Here is an 18,914-nt window from a genome sequence, read left to right as displayed (position 1 = left end):
CGGGCCAATTATGCCTGTGGGATTTGCGCGCGAACGCCTTGGTGCATGGCGCGATATCGCGTCGTATGAACCAGGCGGTCGCGCGCGCCTGTCACGCAATTATTCCTGGGGAAATTGCGCGCGAACGCCCTGGCGCATGACGCGATATCGCGTCGTACAAACAAGGCGGTCGCGCGCGCCTGTCACAGGCGTAACTGGCCCGAAACAAATGTAGGAGCGAGCGCAGCTCGCGATGCGCCGCGCGGGCGGCGCTCGATTTCTGCAACACCCTAAAACTCGCGCCAAACACTCCCGGGCATTCCGCAATCTCATGCCATGCGGTGTCGCTTTAAGGGTATGGCTGGGCCTGCCCAGTGAGACCGAGCGCCGCGCGGGCGGCGCTCGATCTCCCAGCCCCCGAACATGCCCCGCCAAGCACCTACCCCACCCCAAAAGAATCCCGATTGAACCCCCGCCCTCCCCCCACAGTCCACCCTACAGGCCCACCTTCCCGAGGCCCCAGAGGAGACTCCCATGAAAGGTACCGCGCTTTCGGCCCTGTTCGCGGCCGCCACCCTGCTGGCTTCGCCGGTGTTCGCCGCCGATGACCTGTGCACCACCAACCTGCAGAAAATCGACGACAGCATGGCCACCGCCGGCGCCACCTCCGAAGGCCTGGACAAGGCCCTCACCGAGCACGTCGACAAAGCCAAGGCCGCCCAAGCCTCGGGCGATACCAAAGAATGCATCGCCATCACCAGCAAAGTGCTGGAGCGCCTTGAGAAAACCGAGAAAGGCAGCGGCTCGGCCGGCGGCGGCGCCTAAGCCCAATCGCGGGCGACCGGATCCGCTGTCGACGTCGCCCGCGCAATGGCGTATACTCCGCCCTACGTGCCGTAAGGTGCGTTAGCCAAGAGCTAGTGTGGGGCCGATTAGGATTCGACGCCGGTAGCGAAACTCTAGGTGCATGCCGAGTTGGTAACAGAACTCGTAAATCCACTGTTGCAACTTCTATAGTTGCCAATGACGAAACCTTCGGCGAGGAATCCTACGCTCTCGCAGCGTAAGTGACCTTTGCTTCTGGTAGCTTCGGCTCCAGCAATCACTAGGGGATGCCTGTAAACCCGAAATGATTGTCATACAGAACAGGATCGTCGCGTAGCACGTTGTGGGCGAAGTGACTAAAACTTACACAACTCATCCAAAGCACCCTGCCCGTCGGGCGGCTGCGGATTAAATCAGTAGACACGGCTAAGCATGTAGTACCGACAGCGGAGTACTGGCGGACGGGGGTTCAAATCCCCCCGGCTCCACCAAATCCAAAGAAGAAGACGCCCTCGGGCGTCTTTTTTTGTGCCTGGCATTTGGGCGCTGCGGGTCGAAAAATCGGATTTAACCCCTTTCTTGTAGGGCGTTTCCCAAAGATACTCCCAGCGCCTGTTTTCCGTTGCACACGTTAAATACGGTCTCTAGTCTCGACGTGTCGTTGGCATTCAACGACCGGGTTTAGCCGCCCGCTATCGTCAGACAACACAGCCGTGCAATTCCGAGCAATCGGCATTGGCGCTTTATGGCGGCTGTGCGTGGGGCACCTTCGGGTGCGCCGGGTGCCTGACGTCCCGGTCGGCTAACCCGCGTACAGTTGCCACCTTACTGTTTAGCCGCGGTGGGTGGTTGCTTCATTACGACAGGAGCCACGCCATGCTAAAGATAGTCCCTGACCCACCCCATCACCTCCACTCCCTGGAAGACACGATCATGATGGCCTCGGACTACGCGCTCTGTGCAGAAGCCGTAGCCCAGCAGGCAATACTGATGCAGCCCAAGTCACCCGCGTCGGTTTTGATCATGGCCTCGATGCACGAGCTTGAAACCCTGCGACGGCTACTCGAATCCGCGCTGACGCAAATACAGCAAACAGCCAACCCGCAACCGATGCATTGATTCGCAGACCGGAGCGGAAAAACTGTGGAAGCCCAGCTTACCGGCGCATCAGCACAACCAGGGAAACTGAACAATGACAACCGAAGACACCCAATGCACAGTCGGTAAAACCATCTTCTTTCAAGGTGAAAACCAGACCCACCCACTGTTCCGCATCGAAGCAGGCATTCCTTGTCAAAACGCCCGCGAACAGGCCTCGGAACTGATGGGCTACGCGCGGGACCTGACCATCGACGGGCTGATGGAAGACAAGCCCAAACTGATCTGGGCGGCGCACTACCTCTGTGCTTTGGGCAAAGCGCTACTGGATGATGCCGAACTCGGCATGATGCGTTGAATCACGCACCGCGAAGTGTCATGGGGTCAGCGTCAGGCGCCTGGCCCCAGTTACTACACCAGTAAAGTCAGGCTCGTGCCAAACGTGGTCTTGATCTGCACATCTCGCCCCTCGTCGCAGACCGCATCATGGTGCTTCGTCAGCCCTTCGTTCAGCGTCAACTCGTACGCCAGGCTGGCAACCACTTCCCCGAGATCAACGACTAAACGGCCATCCAGGGTGAACGGTTTGCCAGGGTAGGCCGGTTTCAACTGGGAGACGACTGCGAACAGCCCTTCCGATGCCGTTTTGATTTTGGACTCAATCTTTGGGTCCATGTAGTCCCTTTATGCTAAGGAATCTTTGCCCCATTACAGACAAAATCGGAGCCTGCCTTTCAATTAAAATCCCAGCTACGCAAACGATATCGAATTCATACCCCGAGGCCTATTTACGAGGCCAACGCCCCTATCTCTTCCGTGTACTGGTCGCAGATGGTTTTGCGGAAATCCCGCTCATAACAAACGCCAATGTCACCAGCAACAGCCATGCAGATGATGGTGCTAGACCATGGAATGGACTGCACATGACTGACAGTAAGGCACGCCCCCTGTCATGACAGTTCTGCTTTCATCCGGCTCAGGATCTCGCGGCGCTGGTCGGGTCACCCAGTGCAGCCTGTACCCCCCACCGCTATCGGTGCTCAGGAGGCCAGATCATGAGATGCCCTTGCTCCTGGTCGTAAGGTGCCGCCAGTCCCGCTTTAGAGGACAACCCACAGGTCGCAGGGGCCTTGATCCCTGATAACACTCAGCATTCTTGGCGGGATGACGTGGGGCTAAGATCGTAGAGCAGAAGATGAGGTGACCAACATGGCATTGGTGGGTAAACGAGATGGCCGCAATTTCGGCAACGGCAGGCAATTGAGCTACGCAGGGCCGCAAGCGCTAAAAGATATGTTCGGCAGCGGTCATTAGGGCACGGTCAAGGCGCACTGTGATCGCTGGCAGGCATTCGTTAGATGGTGCCGTTCCGAACAGGGGCCCGATATCAGTGATGCGCGGCAGATTGATCGAAAGGTGTTGATCGACTACGCAACGTATCTGCGCGACATGGTTAGGCGCGGTGACCTCGCCGTAAGCACCGCACAAAACCGACTATCCAGCGTTAACAGGACCATGGCGGCGCTTCGCGGTGATCAGTACGTGAAGTTGCCAAGTCCGAGCAAGGCGTTGGGTATGCAGCGCACTGGGGTTCGCCAATCGGTGCCGCAGGGCTAAGACCGAGAACAGGTGAAGCAGATCGTCGATGCACTTTGAAGTCAACATCAGCTACGGGCCGCCGCGATCGTTCTGTTGGCGCGAGCCACCGGCATGCGCTTGCGTGAGGCCATCCTAGCTGACCTGCTACGGTTGAGCCGTGAGGCTAACGACCTCGGCAGGATCAACATCCAAGATGGCACCAAAGGTGGCCGGTCCGGCGCCTCGGCGCCACGTTGGATTGCGGTGGACGACCACGTTCGAAGTGCACCTGGTTTTGCACTGCAGGTGTCGCCGGCGGAAAGCCACCATCTGATTGCGCCACATGAAAGCTAACTGAGTATGCTGCAAACAATTATCCGCCCGGCACGGGACATCCTGCGACCATAGATCGGTGAAGACGCACCTAGGGAACCAAAGGTGCCCCACAAATAATTCTATAGAAAGAGCGCCTCTCGATTAATTTTTTTAATAACTAAAGATCCAGCCCGCTGGTAACGTCCTGCTAATGAAACTTTCAGGCCTCTCGAGCTGGGCGCTTTGAGACAGAATCCAATCATTTGCTGAACTAAAGGGACTGCTATGAAGCTAGAATCATGGGATCCGCTGACCAGCGGTCAAGATGTGGATGCAGAGATCCTATTCGCTGCGAAGAAGCGTGAAATCAAGAATATTTTAAAGTCCTACGTTGGTATGTATGACTCTTTTTCCGAGCTTATTCAAAATGCGATGGATGCCGTGGACCGCCGTGCAACTGAGCTTGAGGAGCCAGACTACATCCCCAAGCTTTGGCTAACCATAAATCTTGAGGAAAATTCTTTTTCCATAACTGACAATGGCATTGGGTTCAACGAAAAAGAATTTAAGTCATTCCTTGCTCCAAATATTTCATTTAAAAATGGCGGGCAAACAAGGGGCAATAAAGGAGTTGGAGCCACCTACATAGGCTATGGCTTCGACTACCTACAATTTGGCACAAAAGTTTCCGGCCATACGTTCCATGGAGAGCTTTTGAAGGGGCGGGACTGGGTAGAAGACTTTCACGGCACGGTGACGCGCCCAATGGTCACATCCTCGGAGATTACCGACCCAGCGTTCGCAGAAGTAACAAGGGGATCTACGTTCAAAATAAAATTTGGAGGATCCAGCACTCGACCGAAAGATCTATCCTGGTACTCAGCCACTACTGCCGAACAATGGTTGTACCTACTGCTTATCAAAACCCCACTCGGCGCAATAACATTTGCATCAGAAAGCTCAAAGATTAAATTCCAGCTCACAGTCAAAAACAAGCTGGGTGAAGCCTCAGCTCTATCCGAGCAAAGCTGCAGCTATATATATCCGCATACAAAATTAAGCGCCAGCGTCAACCTAAAAGACGTACTGGAAGTTCAGCAAAAACTTCAATCCCAGGGAAAAGATTCATCCAACCTTCCTATGAAATATCTGAAGGCGAATGGAATTTATGAATTCTTTAGCCCTGACGATCTGCTTTCCGTGTTATCACCCAGCGATAAGTTTAACTCCCTAATCAACCAATATCAGATTTCAGCATACGGCTACTTTGCTTACTCTACGTCTATTTGGGATCAATTCAATGACGAGCTTGCAAAGCTTAGAAAACAGTACAGAGTCTTGAAAGGTGGCCTACAACTCGCTAACAATCAGATGATACAGGGTGAATTGATCACAATCCCACTGACCTCTAACATCGGCCACCAGAACCAGTGCCATGTCATTGTTCACTTTGTAGATGCAGATCCAGATTTAGGACGGAAAGGTTTTCAACCTGAGCTAAAAGAGGCTGCAGAACATATTTCAGTGGAGATAGTGAAGCGTTTCCAGAAATGGCGTCGCCTCCTAAGAATAGATACAGGTGCCAAGAACGATATAACTAGGGAGGGATCCCTTCATGACTGGGTACGAGCGCAAGAAGCCCACGAAATAGAACGACCATTGAGCCTCACAAACAAGAACTTCTTTGCACCCACAAATGAAATCTCAATAACATCCGAGCCTGTATCAGAGCAAGATGTGATTGTACTATTCAATCAATTAATTGCTGGCGGAGTTATACGAGGGATAAAATTATTGGCCACCAGCCAGACCCAGCAGTATGATGGAGTTTTTAAGTTCATTATTAGAGACCCTCTATCCAACCATGAGTATGACAAAGAAAACAATCCACTGGGAGTTCAACAACTCCAGTACAACAAGGAGTACACGAGCCCTCCAAAAATCCTTGAGTACAAATTCAATATTGATGCGCTAATTCGCGAATTTGAGTCCGAATACAAAAGCGAAAAAGAAATTCATCTCGCTATCGCCTGGGAGTTAGGCTCGGAATGCCTCCGCAATTATGATGTCGTTTCGTTATTAGACTTGGACAACTTGCACCTGCGCGACTATCATGGAATTACTCACATTTTAAATTCCACAACAACTAAATTCTATGTCATCGTTCTCAAAGAGCTAATCGACTATCTGAACTCGGTAGACGGAGTTCAGGAGTATCACCGTAAGACCTACAGCGGCGGGCTATTCGACTAATCTACCACCTTGAATAGCTTGAGATTGCTGCTAGAATATTAGCTCCGCTTGGCTGTCAGCATCCCAAGCTGAAATAAGGGTTTGATTCCGTTCATTCCCAACCACATGCTTTGGTTGCGGCAATAGTGACAGTTACCTGCTGGCCTCACGCCCATCGAAGAACGACGTAATATCTGCATCACGTAACTTACGGCGGCGCGCCATAGATCGTTAGCAAGCCGCAGTTGATCGCGCGCTTACCAAAAAGTGGTGTAGTTGAACCAGTTTCATAGCACCAATCCGCTGGAGCAGCCCAACCGCGAACCGACCGACCATGGGATTGCTACCAACGGCCATTGGAAAGCTAAGGAAGGTCTTCAATTAACCCTGCTGCGACGTCAAACTGCCTTAGCGTACGGCAGAGCAGATTTTGCGGTGACGCGTCAGGCGGTTAGAAGAACCTCCTGAACTTCCAATACGTCGAGGGACGGCAGGCTGCTGACGTTGATGCTGTACTTAATGCCGGTCACACCGAGTGGCGCCACGTAGTCATCGGGAAGCCTGGGGAAGTTTCCGGCAACTTCAAAGACATGGACATCACGGAATGTGAACCTGAGAAGAGCACCTGTCTGTCGTAGGCCCTCGTGCCAGCCGAGTTGCGCCAAGCGAGAATCGAAAACATCTAGCGCACGCCCATCGGATACCAGCTTCTCCCGAATTTCATCGACGCGGTCTGCAAGCGTTTCTTCGCCGCCCAGACTGCGCTCCAGCATGACGCTGACAAACAGGAGGCGCTTGCTGGCGGGCGCTTTCAGCTGATCGAGACGGGATATTTCGTGCTTCGGTTCCGATCGCGTAGTGGTTTTCACTTCAACGTGGACGCCCTGTCCGACGAAATCATGACGTTCGCCTTCAGGCCCGCTCCAAAGGTGGCTGACACGCGGTCCGATGGTCGGGAGCAGCACATTGGACAGCACCCAGAGCTCGCCGAAAAGACCGATCTGCTCTGCCGCGCTCAGGTCAAGTGCAAGCGGGCGCAAAGCCGCACGCATATCGTCGATGATGCGTTCAACCGAGATAGCAGGATCGCGGCCTTCAATGCAAATAGCGTGGAGGACCTTATTGGCTATCAGCGTAAGTAGCTGCTCGTGGTGGCTGCATGCGGAAACGTCCAGCCAAGTCTGTCCGCCGCCCTCCAGGATGCGGACCTGAAGGCTCTGCAGATCCGGCGGTAGTTTCTGCGGGGCGATATCGATGGCCAGCATCAGGTGCAGACGTCCGTCGTCTGACACTCCTATCAGGGCTGCCTCCTGGTCCTCAGCGGCCTGCTCGTAAATATCCTCGTGTGGAAGGCGCTGCTCGCGCAAACTTGCCCAGCGGTCCTGCGAGATCTCAAACATTGCGTACCCCACGGTTTACAACAAACCGTTGTTCACCGTCCGTAGTGCGTGGCAGCGAAAGTGCGAGGCCCAGCACTGTCTGCGTTGGCGCGCGGAGCGGTTCGGGATCGAGGGGGTAGAGCAGGAGCAGGCCCTGCTGTACGGGTCGGTCCTCGCGCATTGCTCGTGCATTGAAGCCTGAGCCAACGCGGTAGTTCTCCGGTCCACCATGCAGGTCGGCACCTTCATGGCGTGGATCGATAAGGATGCCGATCGACTCGTTGGCCTGCAACGAACGCCGAACAAGGCCGAAAGGCCTTCCACCCAGGAGTACCTGTCGTTCCCGATCCGGGTTGGCTACGAACACGGTCCAGTTCGTGAGCTCTCCCTTTTCAGCTCGCTCCAGGATCCAGTCGGCAATCTCCGAGCCCTGAAATGCAATGCTGTTCGGGTGCCCTTCATAACGCCTCAGGAAAAGTGCGATGTGCTCGGCCGGTACATCGTGTGCTATGGCGCCGCCGTGTGCATCCTGTGTCGGGGGATGCTGTCGCAGCAGGGCGGACGCTAGGTCCACGTTCCTCTCCAGCAATTCCCGATCTTGCATGGGAAACAGGATCGTCTGCGGGTTCTCGCCAGACCATGACCGCGCATCATCCATCTGCATCCTGCTTTTGTTCTTACTCGTGAGCAGAAGCTTTGAATGGGCGCGCATCCGGATGGCCATTTGGTCAGGTCTGCGGCCGGCCTTGTTTAGAGCTGTAATGGAGTCACGCAGGGATTCTTCGACCAGCGCCAGCTCCACGAACCACTGAGCGATGCCTTCGGTGGTCCAGATACGGATCAGGTCTTCATAGCCTGCCCTGAAACCATACCAGCGGGCCATCTGCAGCAGAGCATCTGCCAGTGTTGTAGTACGCAGGAAGTATGCAATCGTCAGTCCCTCAAGCGTCAATCCGCGCGACAGCCTATTGCCACCTACTGCAACGAGCTGCCGTCCAGGCCTAGCGTCGTAATCGAGTTCGTCGCCCGTCGTGCTATTGAGCACAACGACCACTAACCGGGCCAAATTCGTCACTGCCTCTTCCAGCAGAACCTCCACGCTGCAAGGCAGATCTACCTGCCCCAGCCCCGCGAGCGTTGATCGGAACATCTGTTTGAGCACACCGGGCTCAGCGCTCTCATGCTGAAACCAGTTACGAATCTGTTCCTCGATCGCCTCCCCAACGCGCAACTGGTCCTGCTGGAGCCGTGATACGTGCACCAGCATAGTATTCGGCTTACCCATCTGGCCGCGCTGCAGTCTGATAGCGCCAGCAAGCGCGAAGGTCAGGAGGGCATCGGCAAGCGACTGTGGAAGATCCAGCGGTCCGCGGGCAACAATTGCTTCGCTCTTTTTGCGCTGCTTCGGCTTCAAAGCTTTCACATCCACAGCGTCTACAGGGCGCATTACATCACGCCCCTGCGAACTGACGCCGAAAAGCTCTTCCGTTCCCGTGTAGCCGTCCGGCCTCGGAAGCTGCACGACGAAGTCCTTGGGGAACAGGTCTGCGCCGACTTGGCTGTCACTAGCGTCTGGGTCGATGAGGATGTTGGCGAATGGTGTAGCCGTGTAGGCGATGTATGTGGCTCGCGGGATCTTTCTGAGAATGTCGCGAATCAGGGTGTTGGTCAATGACGGGGCCGTGTCGTCATCCGGTTCGGTGTCGGTGTCGATACTGGGGTCGCACCGATTTCCGCGTGTATTGATGGATGCCTGATCGGCTTCGTCATCGATGAGAAGGACCGGTACATCAGCGAGCCGGCCTTCGAGTTTACCGAACCACTGGTTGAGCCGTTTAAGGATGGGCGTGATCTTCTTCGCGACGATCAGAACGGTACCGGTCGATGCGAATCCGTCGGCCACCTCCGGCTCACGAAAGTCTGATGCTTCATCGGTCAGCGAGATCCAATCTACACCGGTCCCGGTCAGCTCCACATCCAGGCGTTTCTGCGTCTGGTTCCGGAGTGAATCGTGAATGCCTGAAAGAACGATGATCAGGCGGTAGCCGACATCGGCTGCGCGCGCTGCGACGGCCGTGAAGTTGGCGGTCTTGCCGGACTGAACGTAGCCGACGACCAGACCGCGGCACTGAAACTCCGGACGATCTACCGGTGTGGTTTTCGAGATGATCCGCAGTGACTCTTCTGCGACCGACGCAATCTGGTGCGGCTTCCATTTGGGCTGGGCGTGCAGATAGGCTTCATGCCGAGACCAATTGGTCCAGGTGATTGCATCGGTCCACAGGGCCAGCCTGGGCTTCAGTGTAAGGGGAAGCGGAAGCCGGACTTTCATCAGACCTTGTCCGTCAACTGGTCCGGAACCCCGGCCGACTCTAATGCGCGAAGGAATTCAGACAGAGCCGTCTTGACCTCGGCATCCTTGTCGATGAGCTGCACGAGCGTCACCAGCGTCGGCATCAGCGGGGTGACCTCAACTTCCTCCCCCTTGAACCCGGTCTTGCGTTGCCATGGCTTGTCGCCGCTGCTGACAAGGCGGATTGAAGCTCTGTCCTTCTTTGTAGTCGGGGCCGGAGCAGGTGCGGCCACGGGAGTGCCTCCCGCTGTTGTCGTTGGGGGCAAGAAGCCGCCTGGCGCTGGTGTGCCGGCCGGCAACACAGTCTTGCCGCCACCTTTCGGAGTCGGCGCAGTTTTTTCCTTCTTGTTGTAACGGGCGCGGGCTGCTGCACGAGGGGCCTTCAGCAGGTCTCCGAGGGGCTTGGTGATCGCATAGGGCAGGCGAATGAGCTGCTTGCTGATGTCTACCTGAAGCTGCTCATCTGCCAGCCTGTCGAAGTCGACTGCGACACGAATCAGCTTGGTGTGCTCATCCTTGGCGAAGAGATCTTCCCAACCGCCCCATTTGATGAGGCGGTCAAGTCGATAGAAGTATAGGCCCTGAGCATCGTTTGCGCGGCCATTCAGGGAGTGGCGGTCTCGTTCGACGCGCTGTACCAACGGAGACAGGTCCTTGATGTATTCGTCAAACTCTGCCTCGTTTGGCGAGACGTACGCACGAACATAGAGGACAGGCATCTTGTCCGGAGAAGCGCCGGGAAGCTCGATGCGATGCTGGTCGAACTCTTTCGTCAGCGGGTGCCCCATAGGGTTGTTGCCACGCAGAACGTCATCGTTCAGTCGTATGACTACCTTCTCGCGCCCCCGAGCCTTGCCTTCAAGATACCGGTGGAAGACCAGTTCGAGGTGTGACTTGATGGCAGCGAGCTCCTGCGCGTAGGGAGAATCTGCTCTGCCCCTCGCAGGCTCCATCGAGGGGCGCATCTGCGTAAGCAGCACGGCCGTGCCCGAGTCGCCGATGTTCACTGCCGAGGCATGCTCGGGAGCTACCGGGTCGCTCAGAAGCTCCCAGCGGCGTGTCTTGGCAAGATGGTCCTTGTCCCAGGTGAGTGTCGTGCTCTCGCTTCCGGTAGCTTTTGATACGACCGTCAGTCGATCGGCTTGGGACCAGGCCGCCCCCTTAAGCCCATAGCCGAACTTGCCCAAATCGCTGTCGTCATATTCACGCTGGTGCCCGATCTTCATGGCGTCGCGCAGACCCGATGGAGTCATGCCCGTGCCGTCGTCGCGAATACACATCCACCGGCCGCCCGTATTGGGATTCGGGAAGGTGATGTCAATTTCCCGAGCGCCATGCGACAGGCTATTGTCCACGAGATCGGCGACGGCGCTGGGCAGGCTGTGCCCGGCACGTGCCAGGATCTTGAACAGACCGAGCGGATCCGGTGCGGCGTCATCATCGTTGCGGATGTTGTCGTTTTCATTCTGTGACGTCTCGGACACTGTTTCTGCCTCCTTGAATAGCTCCGGGAAGTGATCCGAGAGCACTGCCTGGCAGTGCTGGCCTTCCTCGCCGTACAACGCAATCATTGCGGATTTGCCAAGCTGGGCGCTCTCTCCATGGCTCAGTATCGAAGAGCGGGCTGGGTGGTCTGCCGGGATGACAACCCAGGATGCATTGGCTGGGCTAATCGAGGCGTCCACCACCATCGCGAACAGGACGCCTGGGTCAACGAAACTGTAGAAGGCGCTTTTCGGGCAATCGCCTTCGAATCTCCAATTTTTGTGCTGCCTCTTGAGCCATGAATCGATCTCAACTACGGTGCCTTCGTCTTCGAGACGTCGGCAGGTGATTGGAATGATGTCCGGGCTCTCTGCTGAAGGAAAAACCTTGCCGACGACGTCCCAGTCGAAATTGATGGAACGCTGTTTGGCGCGTTCCTTCCCCTGGCGGCGGTACTCATGAAACATGCCGAGTTCAGAATGAGTAAGCAGTCGGAGAATGGTGAACTTCACTTCCTACCCTCTGTCGTCTTGATCTGGGATTGCTCCAAATTGAACAATGCCACACGCATATCCTGTGTCTCCGGTGCCCCCAGGCACTCCCTCATTCCACGAGCGATTGCATAGGCAAATAGTGGTGGTACGGCGTTGCCAATCTGCTTGAATGCCGGGTTCATCGAACCTTTGAAAACAAAGCCGTCCGGGAATGACTGGAGCCGCGCAGCCTCACGGACGGTGATGGTGCGTGCCTGTTCCGAGTCGAAGTGGATGTGGGAATAAGAGTCCTTGCCGAGGTGCGCCATCAGCGTACGTACCGGGGCATCGGCGCGTAGCTTCCACCACTTGTTCGGAAACTTTCCCGGGTCATACGGGATGCGCCAGGACATGATGTATGCGCTGACGTCTGCGTTTCTAGGATCGGTGGGCAGACCGAGTCTCCTGCGGTCGGCAAGCCAGTCTGCAATTTTCTGCTCTACATAGGCATGCACCTGCGGGTACTCCCAGCCAGGCTGAATCTCGGCGAAGATCTTGTAGTCGCGCGGCAGATACCGGAAAACATGGCCAGTCGTAGACTTGGTCGTAAATCCGTGCCACTCCCGCATCAGGCGCGAATAGGCAGTCGACGGATTTTTCGCTGTGTACTCGACAGGTTCTGATGGGTCTTTCGCCCCGCGACGAATGGCACCCGAGCGAAGCATTTCTTCGGCGTACAGGTGCGGCAGATCTGCCAGCGCATCAGAAGCCGATGTGGCCGCGGGAGAGTCGGGAGCTGGATCGGGAATCCAGCGGTGGTGCGCCGAGCCTTCGGCTTTGATAACCCGCCTCGCAGCATTCTTGGAGCTGGTGTAGCCGGATGGAAGAACCAAATGGTGCGTTGGCACCGGGAATCTTGGCTTGATGCCGGTAGAACGATGGAAGCCGACCAGAATCATGCGTTCCCGCATCTGCGGAACGCCGTACCAGACGGAATTCAGCAGTGTGTAGGCTACGTCGTAGCCTTCTTCGGCAAGGCTTTTGGAAACGAGCTCGGCAACATTGGTGCCGCCATGATTGAGAATGTCTGGCACGTTCTCCATCAGAAGCGCAACAGGCTTTGTCGCCCGGATGAATGCGACGTAGCGCTCCCACAGGCTGACCCGTCCATCGACCAGGAAGGCTTGATCTGCGGTCACCTCTTCGCGCAAGCGGGCCTGCTCGCGGAGCTTAGCCCGGCCTACACGGGCGAACGCCTGACAGGGTGGCCCGCCGACGAGGACATCGATCTGACGGTCCGTGGCGCCCTGCAGCCCGAGCTCGCCGAAGACGGTGTCAGCGGTTTCGGTTACCGCGTCGCGCGGGACGTGGTGCGCTTCCTTGTCACCCCCGACCGAGCGCGAGCCGAAGTTGGCTCCGTGCGACTTCGCAGCCCACGGGTCCATTTCGATCGATGCGACCGGTGTAAATCCGGCGGTCAGGAAGCCAAGGGATATGCCGCCACAGCCTGCGAACATGTCCATGTAGCGGATTTCGCCGCCTTCCTGAATACGCTGCAGCTTGCTGCGGATCAACTCGTCGTCCGGGGTCGAGGCGCGGGAATTCTCGCCAGTCGAGGGGGACAGGTCTGCAGCCGGGGTAATGGGCTTTTCGTAGGTATTGCTGGGCTGCGATCTGAGCAGCTCGGTTTGGATGGACATCCGGTATCTCTCATAGGGAACATGCGCCAAGACCAGCTGCACGTAGCGCAGAAGGGCGGCGGCTCAGGCCTGCTCATACCACGCGGCGCAGCCCGGCTTTACGAATCGTCAACCGGGCGCCAAATGTTACATTGTGTCAGAGTGTAATGAAAATACCGCGAGGTGTCGCCTGCGCAGACTGCGTGAACCTTCATATTTAGCCAGCCTCAGCCAGCGAAAGAATGCCCATAACCTCAAGATTTCACGGGCAACGGGGTCTATCTCGACCTAAACGATGATATCTAGTCGCTTGCCATTGCCTGATGGGGCAAAGCCTTCGCCGAGCCCTTCGGACTTGCGAAGAATCCACGATTCGAATTGGCTCACGAAGCAGAAATGTTTTTTCAAGGAGATATCCTGTGACAGGGGCAAGCTCATCTGGGGGTGGTTCATGGACATAGTCAGCAGAGAAGTCAGGTCTCGAATGATGGCGGGCATTCGCGGTAGCGATACATTGCCAGAGATGAAGGTCAGAAAGCTGCTTCATCATCAAGGCTTCAGGTATCGCTTACATCAGCGAAATCTTCCAGGTAAACCCGATATCGTGCTCCCTCGTCATCGTGTCTGCATCTTCGTTCATGGTTGCTTCTGGCACAGACATCCGGGCTGCAGATACGCCACCATCCCAAAGACCCGCGAGGACTTTTGGCAGACGAAATTCGATCAGAACGTGAAACGTGATATCAGGAACCGAGATGAACTGCTCAGGTCAGGCTGGCGAGTGATCGAGCTCTGGGAGTGCGGAATACGCGGACCGGAAGCGGGGATGAACTGGCTTCTGGAAACGATCCCGGACTGTACCCAAAAATACGTCTCTTGGCCCAATTACTCCGACCTGCTCGTCCCCAGTCATCCGCCTACAGTAAACTGAGCTTATTGGCTTCCGGCACTCAATTCCAAGAATTCAAAAAGATTTTTCGATCCAGTCTGGCTCGGGTGGCGCGCAACGATCAAGAGCAACTCTTCACCAGCCATGTCTAGCTTTCTCACAACCATTTGCTTGATATGTTCAATGCCGACGGTGTAAGGGGCAGAGTTCGAATTACACCGTCCATCGGAATCCAAATCGCGCAGCGTTCCAACTGGTATTCCAAACCAGGGTGCTCATTAATTATTAACCAACAAAAACAGTTAGATACCCCTTTGTTTCAAATTACCCTGGCTCAGCTACAGCCCCCCCGATCCGGTAGGCTACCGCAGCCGGCGATGGCAAAGGATGCAACTACCCCAAGTGCAACTTAAACGCATCGTACGCCGCTAACGGCAAGCTAATCCCCTCACGAACCGCACAATCATAAGCTTGCTCTTTCCCCTTCCCCGGCAAGTAAACCCCCAAGGCTTCAAGCCGAGCCATCTGCTCGTCCAACCTTGAAGCAAAGCACTCATCCAGCAACCTGGGAGCAATACCAACCACCAGCATCCCAGCCCCAGGGGATTCACTACCAGCACGAAAATCCGCTGCATCCAGCGACCAATTGGCCCCCGTCACCCCCGCCGCAAGCACCTCAACCATCAACGCAATATTAGCCCCACGGCCGCCCCCAAACGCCAGCAACGTCCCATGCAATGCCTCCCGCGCGCTGTGCGTTTCATTGCCTTGTGCATCAACCGCCCAGCCTGCCGGTATCGCCTCCCCCGCTTCAGCAGCCCGCAACAGGTTCACGTAAGCCGTGGCGCTGCTAGCTTGGTCAATCGCCAGTAACCGCCCAGTGTCACTGGCGGCGGCAAATGCGATGGGGTTGGTGGAGTACAGCGGCCGGCTCTGGCCGGCCACGGTGAGCAGCGGTGAGCCATTGGTGAACGCCAACGCAACCAACCCCTCGCGCGCCAAGCGACGGGTGTAATAGCCCAACTCGCCGCAGGTGAACGCGTTGTACTGCGCAAACAGGGCGATACCCAGTTGATGCGCATTGCTGCACAGCGCTGGGAAGGCGCGATCGAACCCCAGTTGTGCGATGCCTCGGGCCGCGTCGCAGCGGATCATGGCTGGCGCGACCTGGGTCACGATGGGCTCGGCCGCCTTGGCAATTCGGCCGCTGGCAAAACCGCTGAGGTAGTCAGGCAAATGGCCGAAACCGAGTTCGTGTTGGCCATGGGCCTGGGCTGATACCGTGGCGGCGGCAAGCGCCGAGGCCACGGCGTGGCTGGCGCCGTGGGCCAGGCAGAGCTGTCGGGCGAAGGTGGTGGCATCGGTCAGGGACAGGCGCTTTTCGGGGTTTTCGTCGTCCATGGTTTCAGTGTTCCCGGATAGTAGGTGTGCCGCAGGCTGAAAACCTGCAGGGGCGGGCTTGCCTGCGAACACCGGCACAGCCGGTGCCAACCACCGCGTTGGATTCTTCGCGGGCACGCCCGCTCCCACAGGGTATGCGGCGCGCTCACGGGCCTTGTTCTCTGCGCGACAGCGCTGCCCGGAGGGCTGGGTAATCTCCCACAGGATTTGGGTCGTTCAGTTAGTCATCTTTACTGAATCATCCTCGGCTCACCCACTTTTGCAGCCTCGCGGTCCAGGCCAAACGAGGCGAGGATTTCTGCGATTTCGCCTGAGGCATGCAAGGCCTGGATGTTCTTGCCCAGCGCCTCGCCCAGGGCGGCGTTGGCCTTGGTGTACGGGAAGGCGCTCTGCCCGGGCTCAAGCGTGGCCTTGACCCGTTGATCGGGCTCGGACACCTTGATGCTCTTGCCGGGGTAGCCGCCCTTCTGCTGCGAAGACACGGCCACCGCGAAGCTGTCCGCGCCAACCTGGATGCGCCTGGACGCCAGGTCCTGGGCCATGGCCACGGGGTTTGGGTAGAGCACCAGGTTATCGCCAAAGGCTTTCTTCAAATCGTCCACCCACAGGTAGCCCTGCACGGTGCCGATACGCTTGCCATCCAGTTCGGAAATCTTCGTGTAACCCTCATCCGAAATGATGCCCATCACGTCCAGGTACAAGGGTGCCGACAAGCCCAACGCCTTGCTGCGCTCTGCCGTGCGATACCAATCACCGATGCCGACATCGGCGCGCTTTGCCACCACTGCCTGGACGACGGCTGCCGTGTCCACCACCATGGTTTTGACTTTGAGGCATTCGCGCTCGGCGATGCGCTTGATGATCTCGCCGTCCACGCCGCTCAACTGGTTGTTCGGCCCGGGTATCGAGTAAGGCGGGAAAACATACGCCGCCACGGTCAGCACACCCGGGGTGATGGTTTCAAACTGGTTCGCGGGGGTGCATTCGGCCAAGGCGTACGGGGCGCCGGCCAAGGTCGAGCACAAGAACATCCAACGGGTAAAACGCTTGAATGAGCGAGTCATGACTTCACCTTTGCAATAAGAGAGCAGCAGCCGAAATCGGCGCGAGTGGATTTGTTGTTATGGCTGGCTGGGGGCCAGTCTTTTTTCCAGCGCTGCCACACCCAGGGTCGCCGGGGCGCAGACAGCGGCATACATCAAACCGGCCAGTATCAGCACCGGCATGTACTCGAACGTGGAAGAGCCAATGGAAGACGCCCGGCTGACAATTTCTGGCAGGGCGATGGTGAAACACAGCGAAGAGGCCTGGAACATCATGATCGAGAACCCCAGCAGCGATGGCAGCGCCACCCGCAAGGCCTGAGGCAGGATCACAAAGCGCAGCGCGTCGAACCGGTTGAGGCCGATCACTTCGGCGGCCTCGGTTTGCCCTGCGGCCACCGACTCGATGCCACCGCGAATGATTTCACTGGTGTAGGCCGCCGTGCAGTACGCCATGGCCAGCGCAGCGGCCCAGAACGAAGTCAGGGTGAGGTTGACGCTGGGCAGGCCAAAGTAAAAATACTGCAGCAGGATCAACGCCGGTGCGCCACGCCCCAGTTCCACCACCACCAGGGAGGGGTAACGCAACCAGCGGCTCGGCGACGAAACGCCCAGTGCCAGCAACAGCCCCAGCACAACGCCCAGGCCCAGGCTGACCGCCGTGACCTGCATCGACAGCACAAAGCCCTTCCACAGCTCCGGCAACCATTGCACCCACATCGTCAGCAGTTCGCTCATCGGGCAATCCTCTGTTTCAACGTGGCCGACAGCCAACGAGAGAACAAGGCCACTGGCACGCTGAGCACCAGGTACACCACCGCCGCCGCGCTGTAGACGCTCAGGCCCTGAAAGGTTTGCTGTGAAACCTGGTAAGCCTGAAAGCTGATTTCACCAACGCCAATCGTCGAGGCCACGGCCGAATCCTTGAGCAGGCCAATGGCGTAGGTGGCTGAGGTGGGAATGGCGATACGCACCAACTGCGGCAACACCACATCGAAAAACCGTTGCGGCGCCGACAGGTTAAGCACATAGGCGGCTTCGAACTGGCCGGCGGGAATTGCCGCGAACGCACCGCGGTACACCTCGGACATGTGCGCCGCCGTGATCAACCCCAGGCCAACCACCGCTGCGGTAAACGGCGACAGGCTGATATAGCCGCCACCGATGCCGAAGAAGATGAAGAACAGCCAGACAATCGGGGGGATTGAGCGCAGGGTCAGCACCAGCATGGCAGCCAGAATGCTCAGCACCTTGAACCTGGACATGCGCAGGGCACAGATGGGAAACCCCAGCACTACGCCGACACAGAATGCGAGCACGGTAACGGCAATGGTCCAGGGTATGCCGTTCAACAGCATCATCAGGATATCTTTCATCAGCGATTCCTCACTGCCTGGAGGAACTGGATCACCCGTTCATGCTCGGGCTCGCGCATCACTCGCTGGCTCGGCCCGTGTTCGATGATGCGCCCGTCAGCCATGACCACCACCCGGTCGGACACGGTTTCGGCGAAGTGCATCTCGTGAGTCACGACAATCATCGACATGCCTTCGCCGGCCAGCTCTTTCATCACCGCCAGCACCTCCAGGCCCAACTCGGGGTCCAGCGCCGAGGTCGGCTCATCGAACAGCATCAGCTCAGGGTCCAGTGCCAGGGCGCGGGCGATGGCGATACGTTGCTGCTGGCCACCAGAGCAGCGCGCCGGATAATGCTGGGCCTTGTCAGCCAGCCCAACGCGTTCGAGCAGTTGCAAGGAGCGGGAGTCGGCTTCCTTGGCGCTGCGGCCCAAAGTGCGGATTTGCGCCAGGCTGACGTTGCGCAGCACCGTCAGGTGCGGGAACAGGTTGAACGACTGGAACACCATGCCAATACGTCGGCGCAACTTCAGCAGCTCTGTACGGGGCAACGCCTTGCCAGCTTCGATGTGCACGCCATCCATGCTGACCCGCCCCTTGGTCGGTGGCTCCAGTTGGTTGATACAGCGCAGCAAGGTACTTTTGCCCGACCCACTGGGGCCGATAATGGCCACCACCTCGCCCTTGTTCATTTCAAAACACACGTCGTGCAAAACGGGGTAAGGGCCAAACTGTTTATGAATGCCTTCCAGGCGCAAGAACGGTTCGGCGCTGGCCACCGGGCGCGGCGCCAAGGTGGGTGCGGTTTCGATCACAGTCATGCTGCTCAT

The 18,914-nt window shown here is 57.3% G+C and carries 15 protein-coding genes, 1 other RNA gene and 1 pseudogene; 7 read left to right on the top strand and 10 right to left on the bottom strand.

The features are described from left to right. Window positions 1–513: 513 nt before the first annotated feature. From E8E68_RS20605 to E8E68_RS20590, 4 genes are all read left to right on the top strand, one after another. Window positions 514–804, top strand: coding sequence for a hypothetical protein (locus E8E68_RS20605; RefSeq protein WP_110748155.1), 291 nt, complete (start codon window positions 514–516; stop codon window positions 802–804). Window positions 805–903: 99 nt separating this feature from the next. Then, window positions 904–1,295: a transfer-messenger RNA gene (gene ssrA, locus E8E68_RS20600) on the top strand. A gap of 385 nt (window positions 1,296–1,680) precedes the next feature. Then, complete coding sequence (locus E8E68_RS20595) at window positions 1,681–1,923, top strand: hypothetical protein (protein ID WP_003249899.1); 243 nt, start codon at window positions 1,681–1,683, stop codon at window positions 1,921–1,923. 73 nt (window positions 1,924–1,996) lie between these two features. Beyond that, window positions 1,997–2,260, top strand: coding sequence for a DUF3077 domain-containing protein (locus E8E68_RS20590; protein WP_003249898.1), 264 nt, complete (start codon window positions 1,997–1,999; stop codon window positions 2,258–2,260). A 53-nt stretch (window positions 2,261–2,313) separates the two neighbouring features. Here the strand turns inward: E8E68_RS20590 and E8E68_RS20585 are convergent, their stop codons facing one another. Continuing rightward, on the bottom strand, window positions 2,314–2,577 hold the full coding sequence (locus E8E68_RS20585; protein ID WP_280344261.1) for a hypothetical protein: 264 nt from the start codon (window positions 2,575–2,577) through the stop codon (window positions 2,314–2,316). Window positions 2,578–3,111: 534 nt separating this feature from the next. Between E8E68_RS20585 and E8E68_RS20580 the strand changes: the two are divergent. Both E8E68_RS20580 and E8E68_RS20575 read left to right on the top strand, forming a co-directional pair. Continuing rightward, a pseudogene (locus E8E68_RS20580) lies at window positions 3,112–3,831 on the top strand (integrase); the annotation flags it as partial. Window positions 3,832–4,080: 249 nt separating this feature from the next. After that, window positions 4,081–6,048: a hypothetical protein gene (locus E8E68_RS20575; protein ID WP_280344258.1), complete on the top strand. Its 1,968-nt coding sequence runs from the start codon at window positions 4,081–4,083 to the stop codon at window positions 6,046–6,048. A gap of 422 nt (window positions 6,049–6,470) precedes the next feature. Here E8E68_RS20575 and E8E68_RS20570 read toward each other — a convergent pair whose 3' ends face one another. The 4 genes from E8E68_RS20570 to E8E68_RS20555 are packed head-to-tail and all read right to left on the bottom strand — an operon-like array spanning window position 6,471 to window position 13,417. Beyond that, complete coding sequence (locus E8E68_RS20570) at window positions 6,471–7,427, bottom strand: PD-(D/E)XK motif protein (protein WP_280344255.1); 957 nt, start codon at window positions 7,425–7,427, stop codon at window positions 6,471–6,473. Continuing rightward, window positions 7,420–9,738: a Z1 domain-containing protein gene (locus tag E8E68_RS20565; protein WP_280344253.1), complete on the bottom strand. Its 2,319-nt coding sequence runs from the start codon at window positions 9,736–9,738 to the stop codon at window positions 7,420–7,422. Before E8E68_RS20565 ends, E8E68_RS20570 begins: the two co-directional genes overlap by 8 nt. Next, window positions 9,738–11,756, bottom strand: a complete 2,019-nt coding sequence (locus E8E68_RS20560) for an ATP-binding protein (protein WP_280344250.1) — start codon at window positions 11,754–11,756, stop codon at window positions 9,738–9,740. Before E8E68_RS20560 ends, E8E68_RS20565 begins: the two co-directional genes overlap by 1 nt. Further along, on the bottom strand, window positions 11,753–13,417 hold the full coding sequence (locus tag E8E68_RS20555; protein WP_280344247.1) for a DNA cytosine methyltransferase: 1,665 nt from the start codon (window positions 13,415–13,417) through the stop codon (window positions 11,753–11,755). Before E8E68_RS20555 ends, E8E68_RS20560 begins: the two co-directional genes overlap by 4 nt. 430 nt (window positions 13,418–13,847) lie before the next feature. On the opposite strand from E8E68_RS20555, the gene E8E68_RS20550 reads away from it, so the two are divergent. Beyond that, entirely contained in the window at window positions 13,848–14,327 is a 480-nt protein-coding gene (locus tag E8E68_RS20550; protein WP_280344245.1) for a very short patch repair endonuclease, read from the top strand. A gap of 351 nt (window positions 14,328–14,678) precedes the next feature. Here E8E68_RS20550 and E8E68_RS20545 read toward each other — a convergent pair whose 3' ends face one another. The 5 genes from E8E68_RS20545 to E8E68_RS20525 all read right to left on the bottom strand — a co-directional run bounded on the left by E8E68_RS20545 (window position 14,679) and on the right by E8E68_RS20525 (window position 18,914). Next, window positions 14,679–15,686, bottom strand: coding sequence for an Ldh family oxidoreductase (locus E8E68_RS20545; RefSeq protein ID WP_280344242.1), 1,008 nt, complete (start codon window positions 15,684–15,686; stop codon window positions 14,679–14,681). A gap of 230 nt (window positions 15,687–15,916) precedes the next feature. Further along, a complete protein-coding gene (locus E8E68_RS20540) occupies window positions 15,917–16,750 on the bottom strand; it encodes a transporter substrate-binding domain-containing protein (protein WP_004576158.1) in 834 nt (277 codons plus the stop codon). A 57-nt stretch (window positions 16,751–16,807) separates the two neighbouring features. Continuing rightward, window positions 16,808–17,467, bottom strand: a complete 660-nt coding sequence (locus E8E68_RS20535; protein ID WP_280344236.1) for an amino acid ABC transporter permease — start codon at window positions 17,465–17,467, stop codon at window positions 16,808–16,810. Then, on the bottom strand, window positions 17,464–18,105 hold the full coding sequence (locus tag E8E68_RS20530; RefSeq protein ID WP_004576156.1) for an amino acid ABC transporter permease: 642 nt from the start codon (window positions 18,103–18,105) through the stop codon (window positions 17,464–17,466). Before E8E68_RS20530 ends, E8E68_RS20535 begins: the two co-directional genes overlap by 4 nt. Further along, complete coding sequence (locus E8E68_RS20525; RefSeq protein ID WP_280344231.1) at window positions 18,105–18,914, bottom strand: amino acid ABC transporter ATP-binding protein; 810 nt, start codon at window positions 18,912–18,914, stop codon at window positions 18,105–18,107. The genes E8E68_RS20530 and E8E68_RS20525 overlap by 1 nt, the downstream gene beginning before the upstream one ends.

The organism is Pseudomonas sp. BN607, assembly GCF_029871175.1.
Taxonomy (GTDB): domain Bacteria; phylum Pseudomonadota; class Gammaproteobacteria; order Pseudomonadales; family Pseudomonadaceae; genus Aquipseudomonas.
Note: the sequence above shows the minus strand (reverse complement) of the source record. Positions and strands in the feature narration are given on the sequence as shown.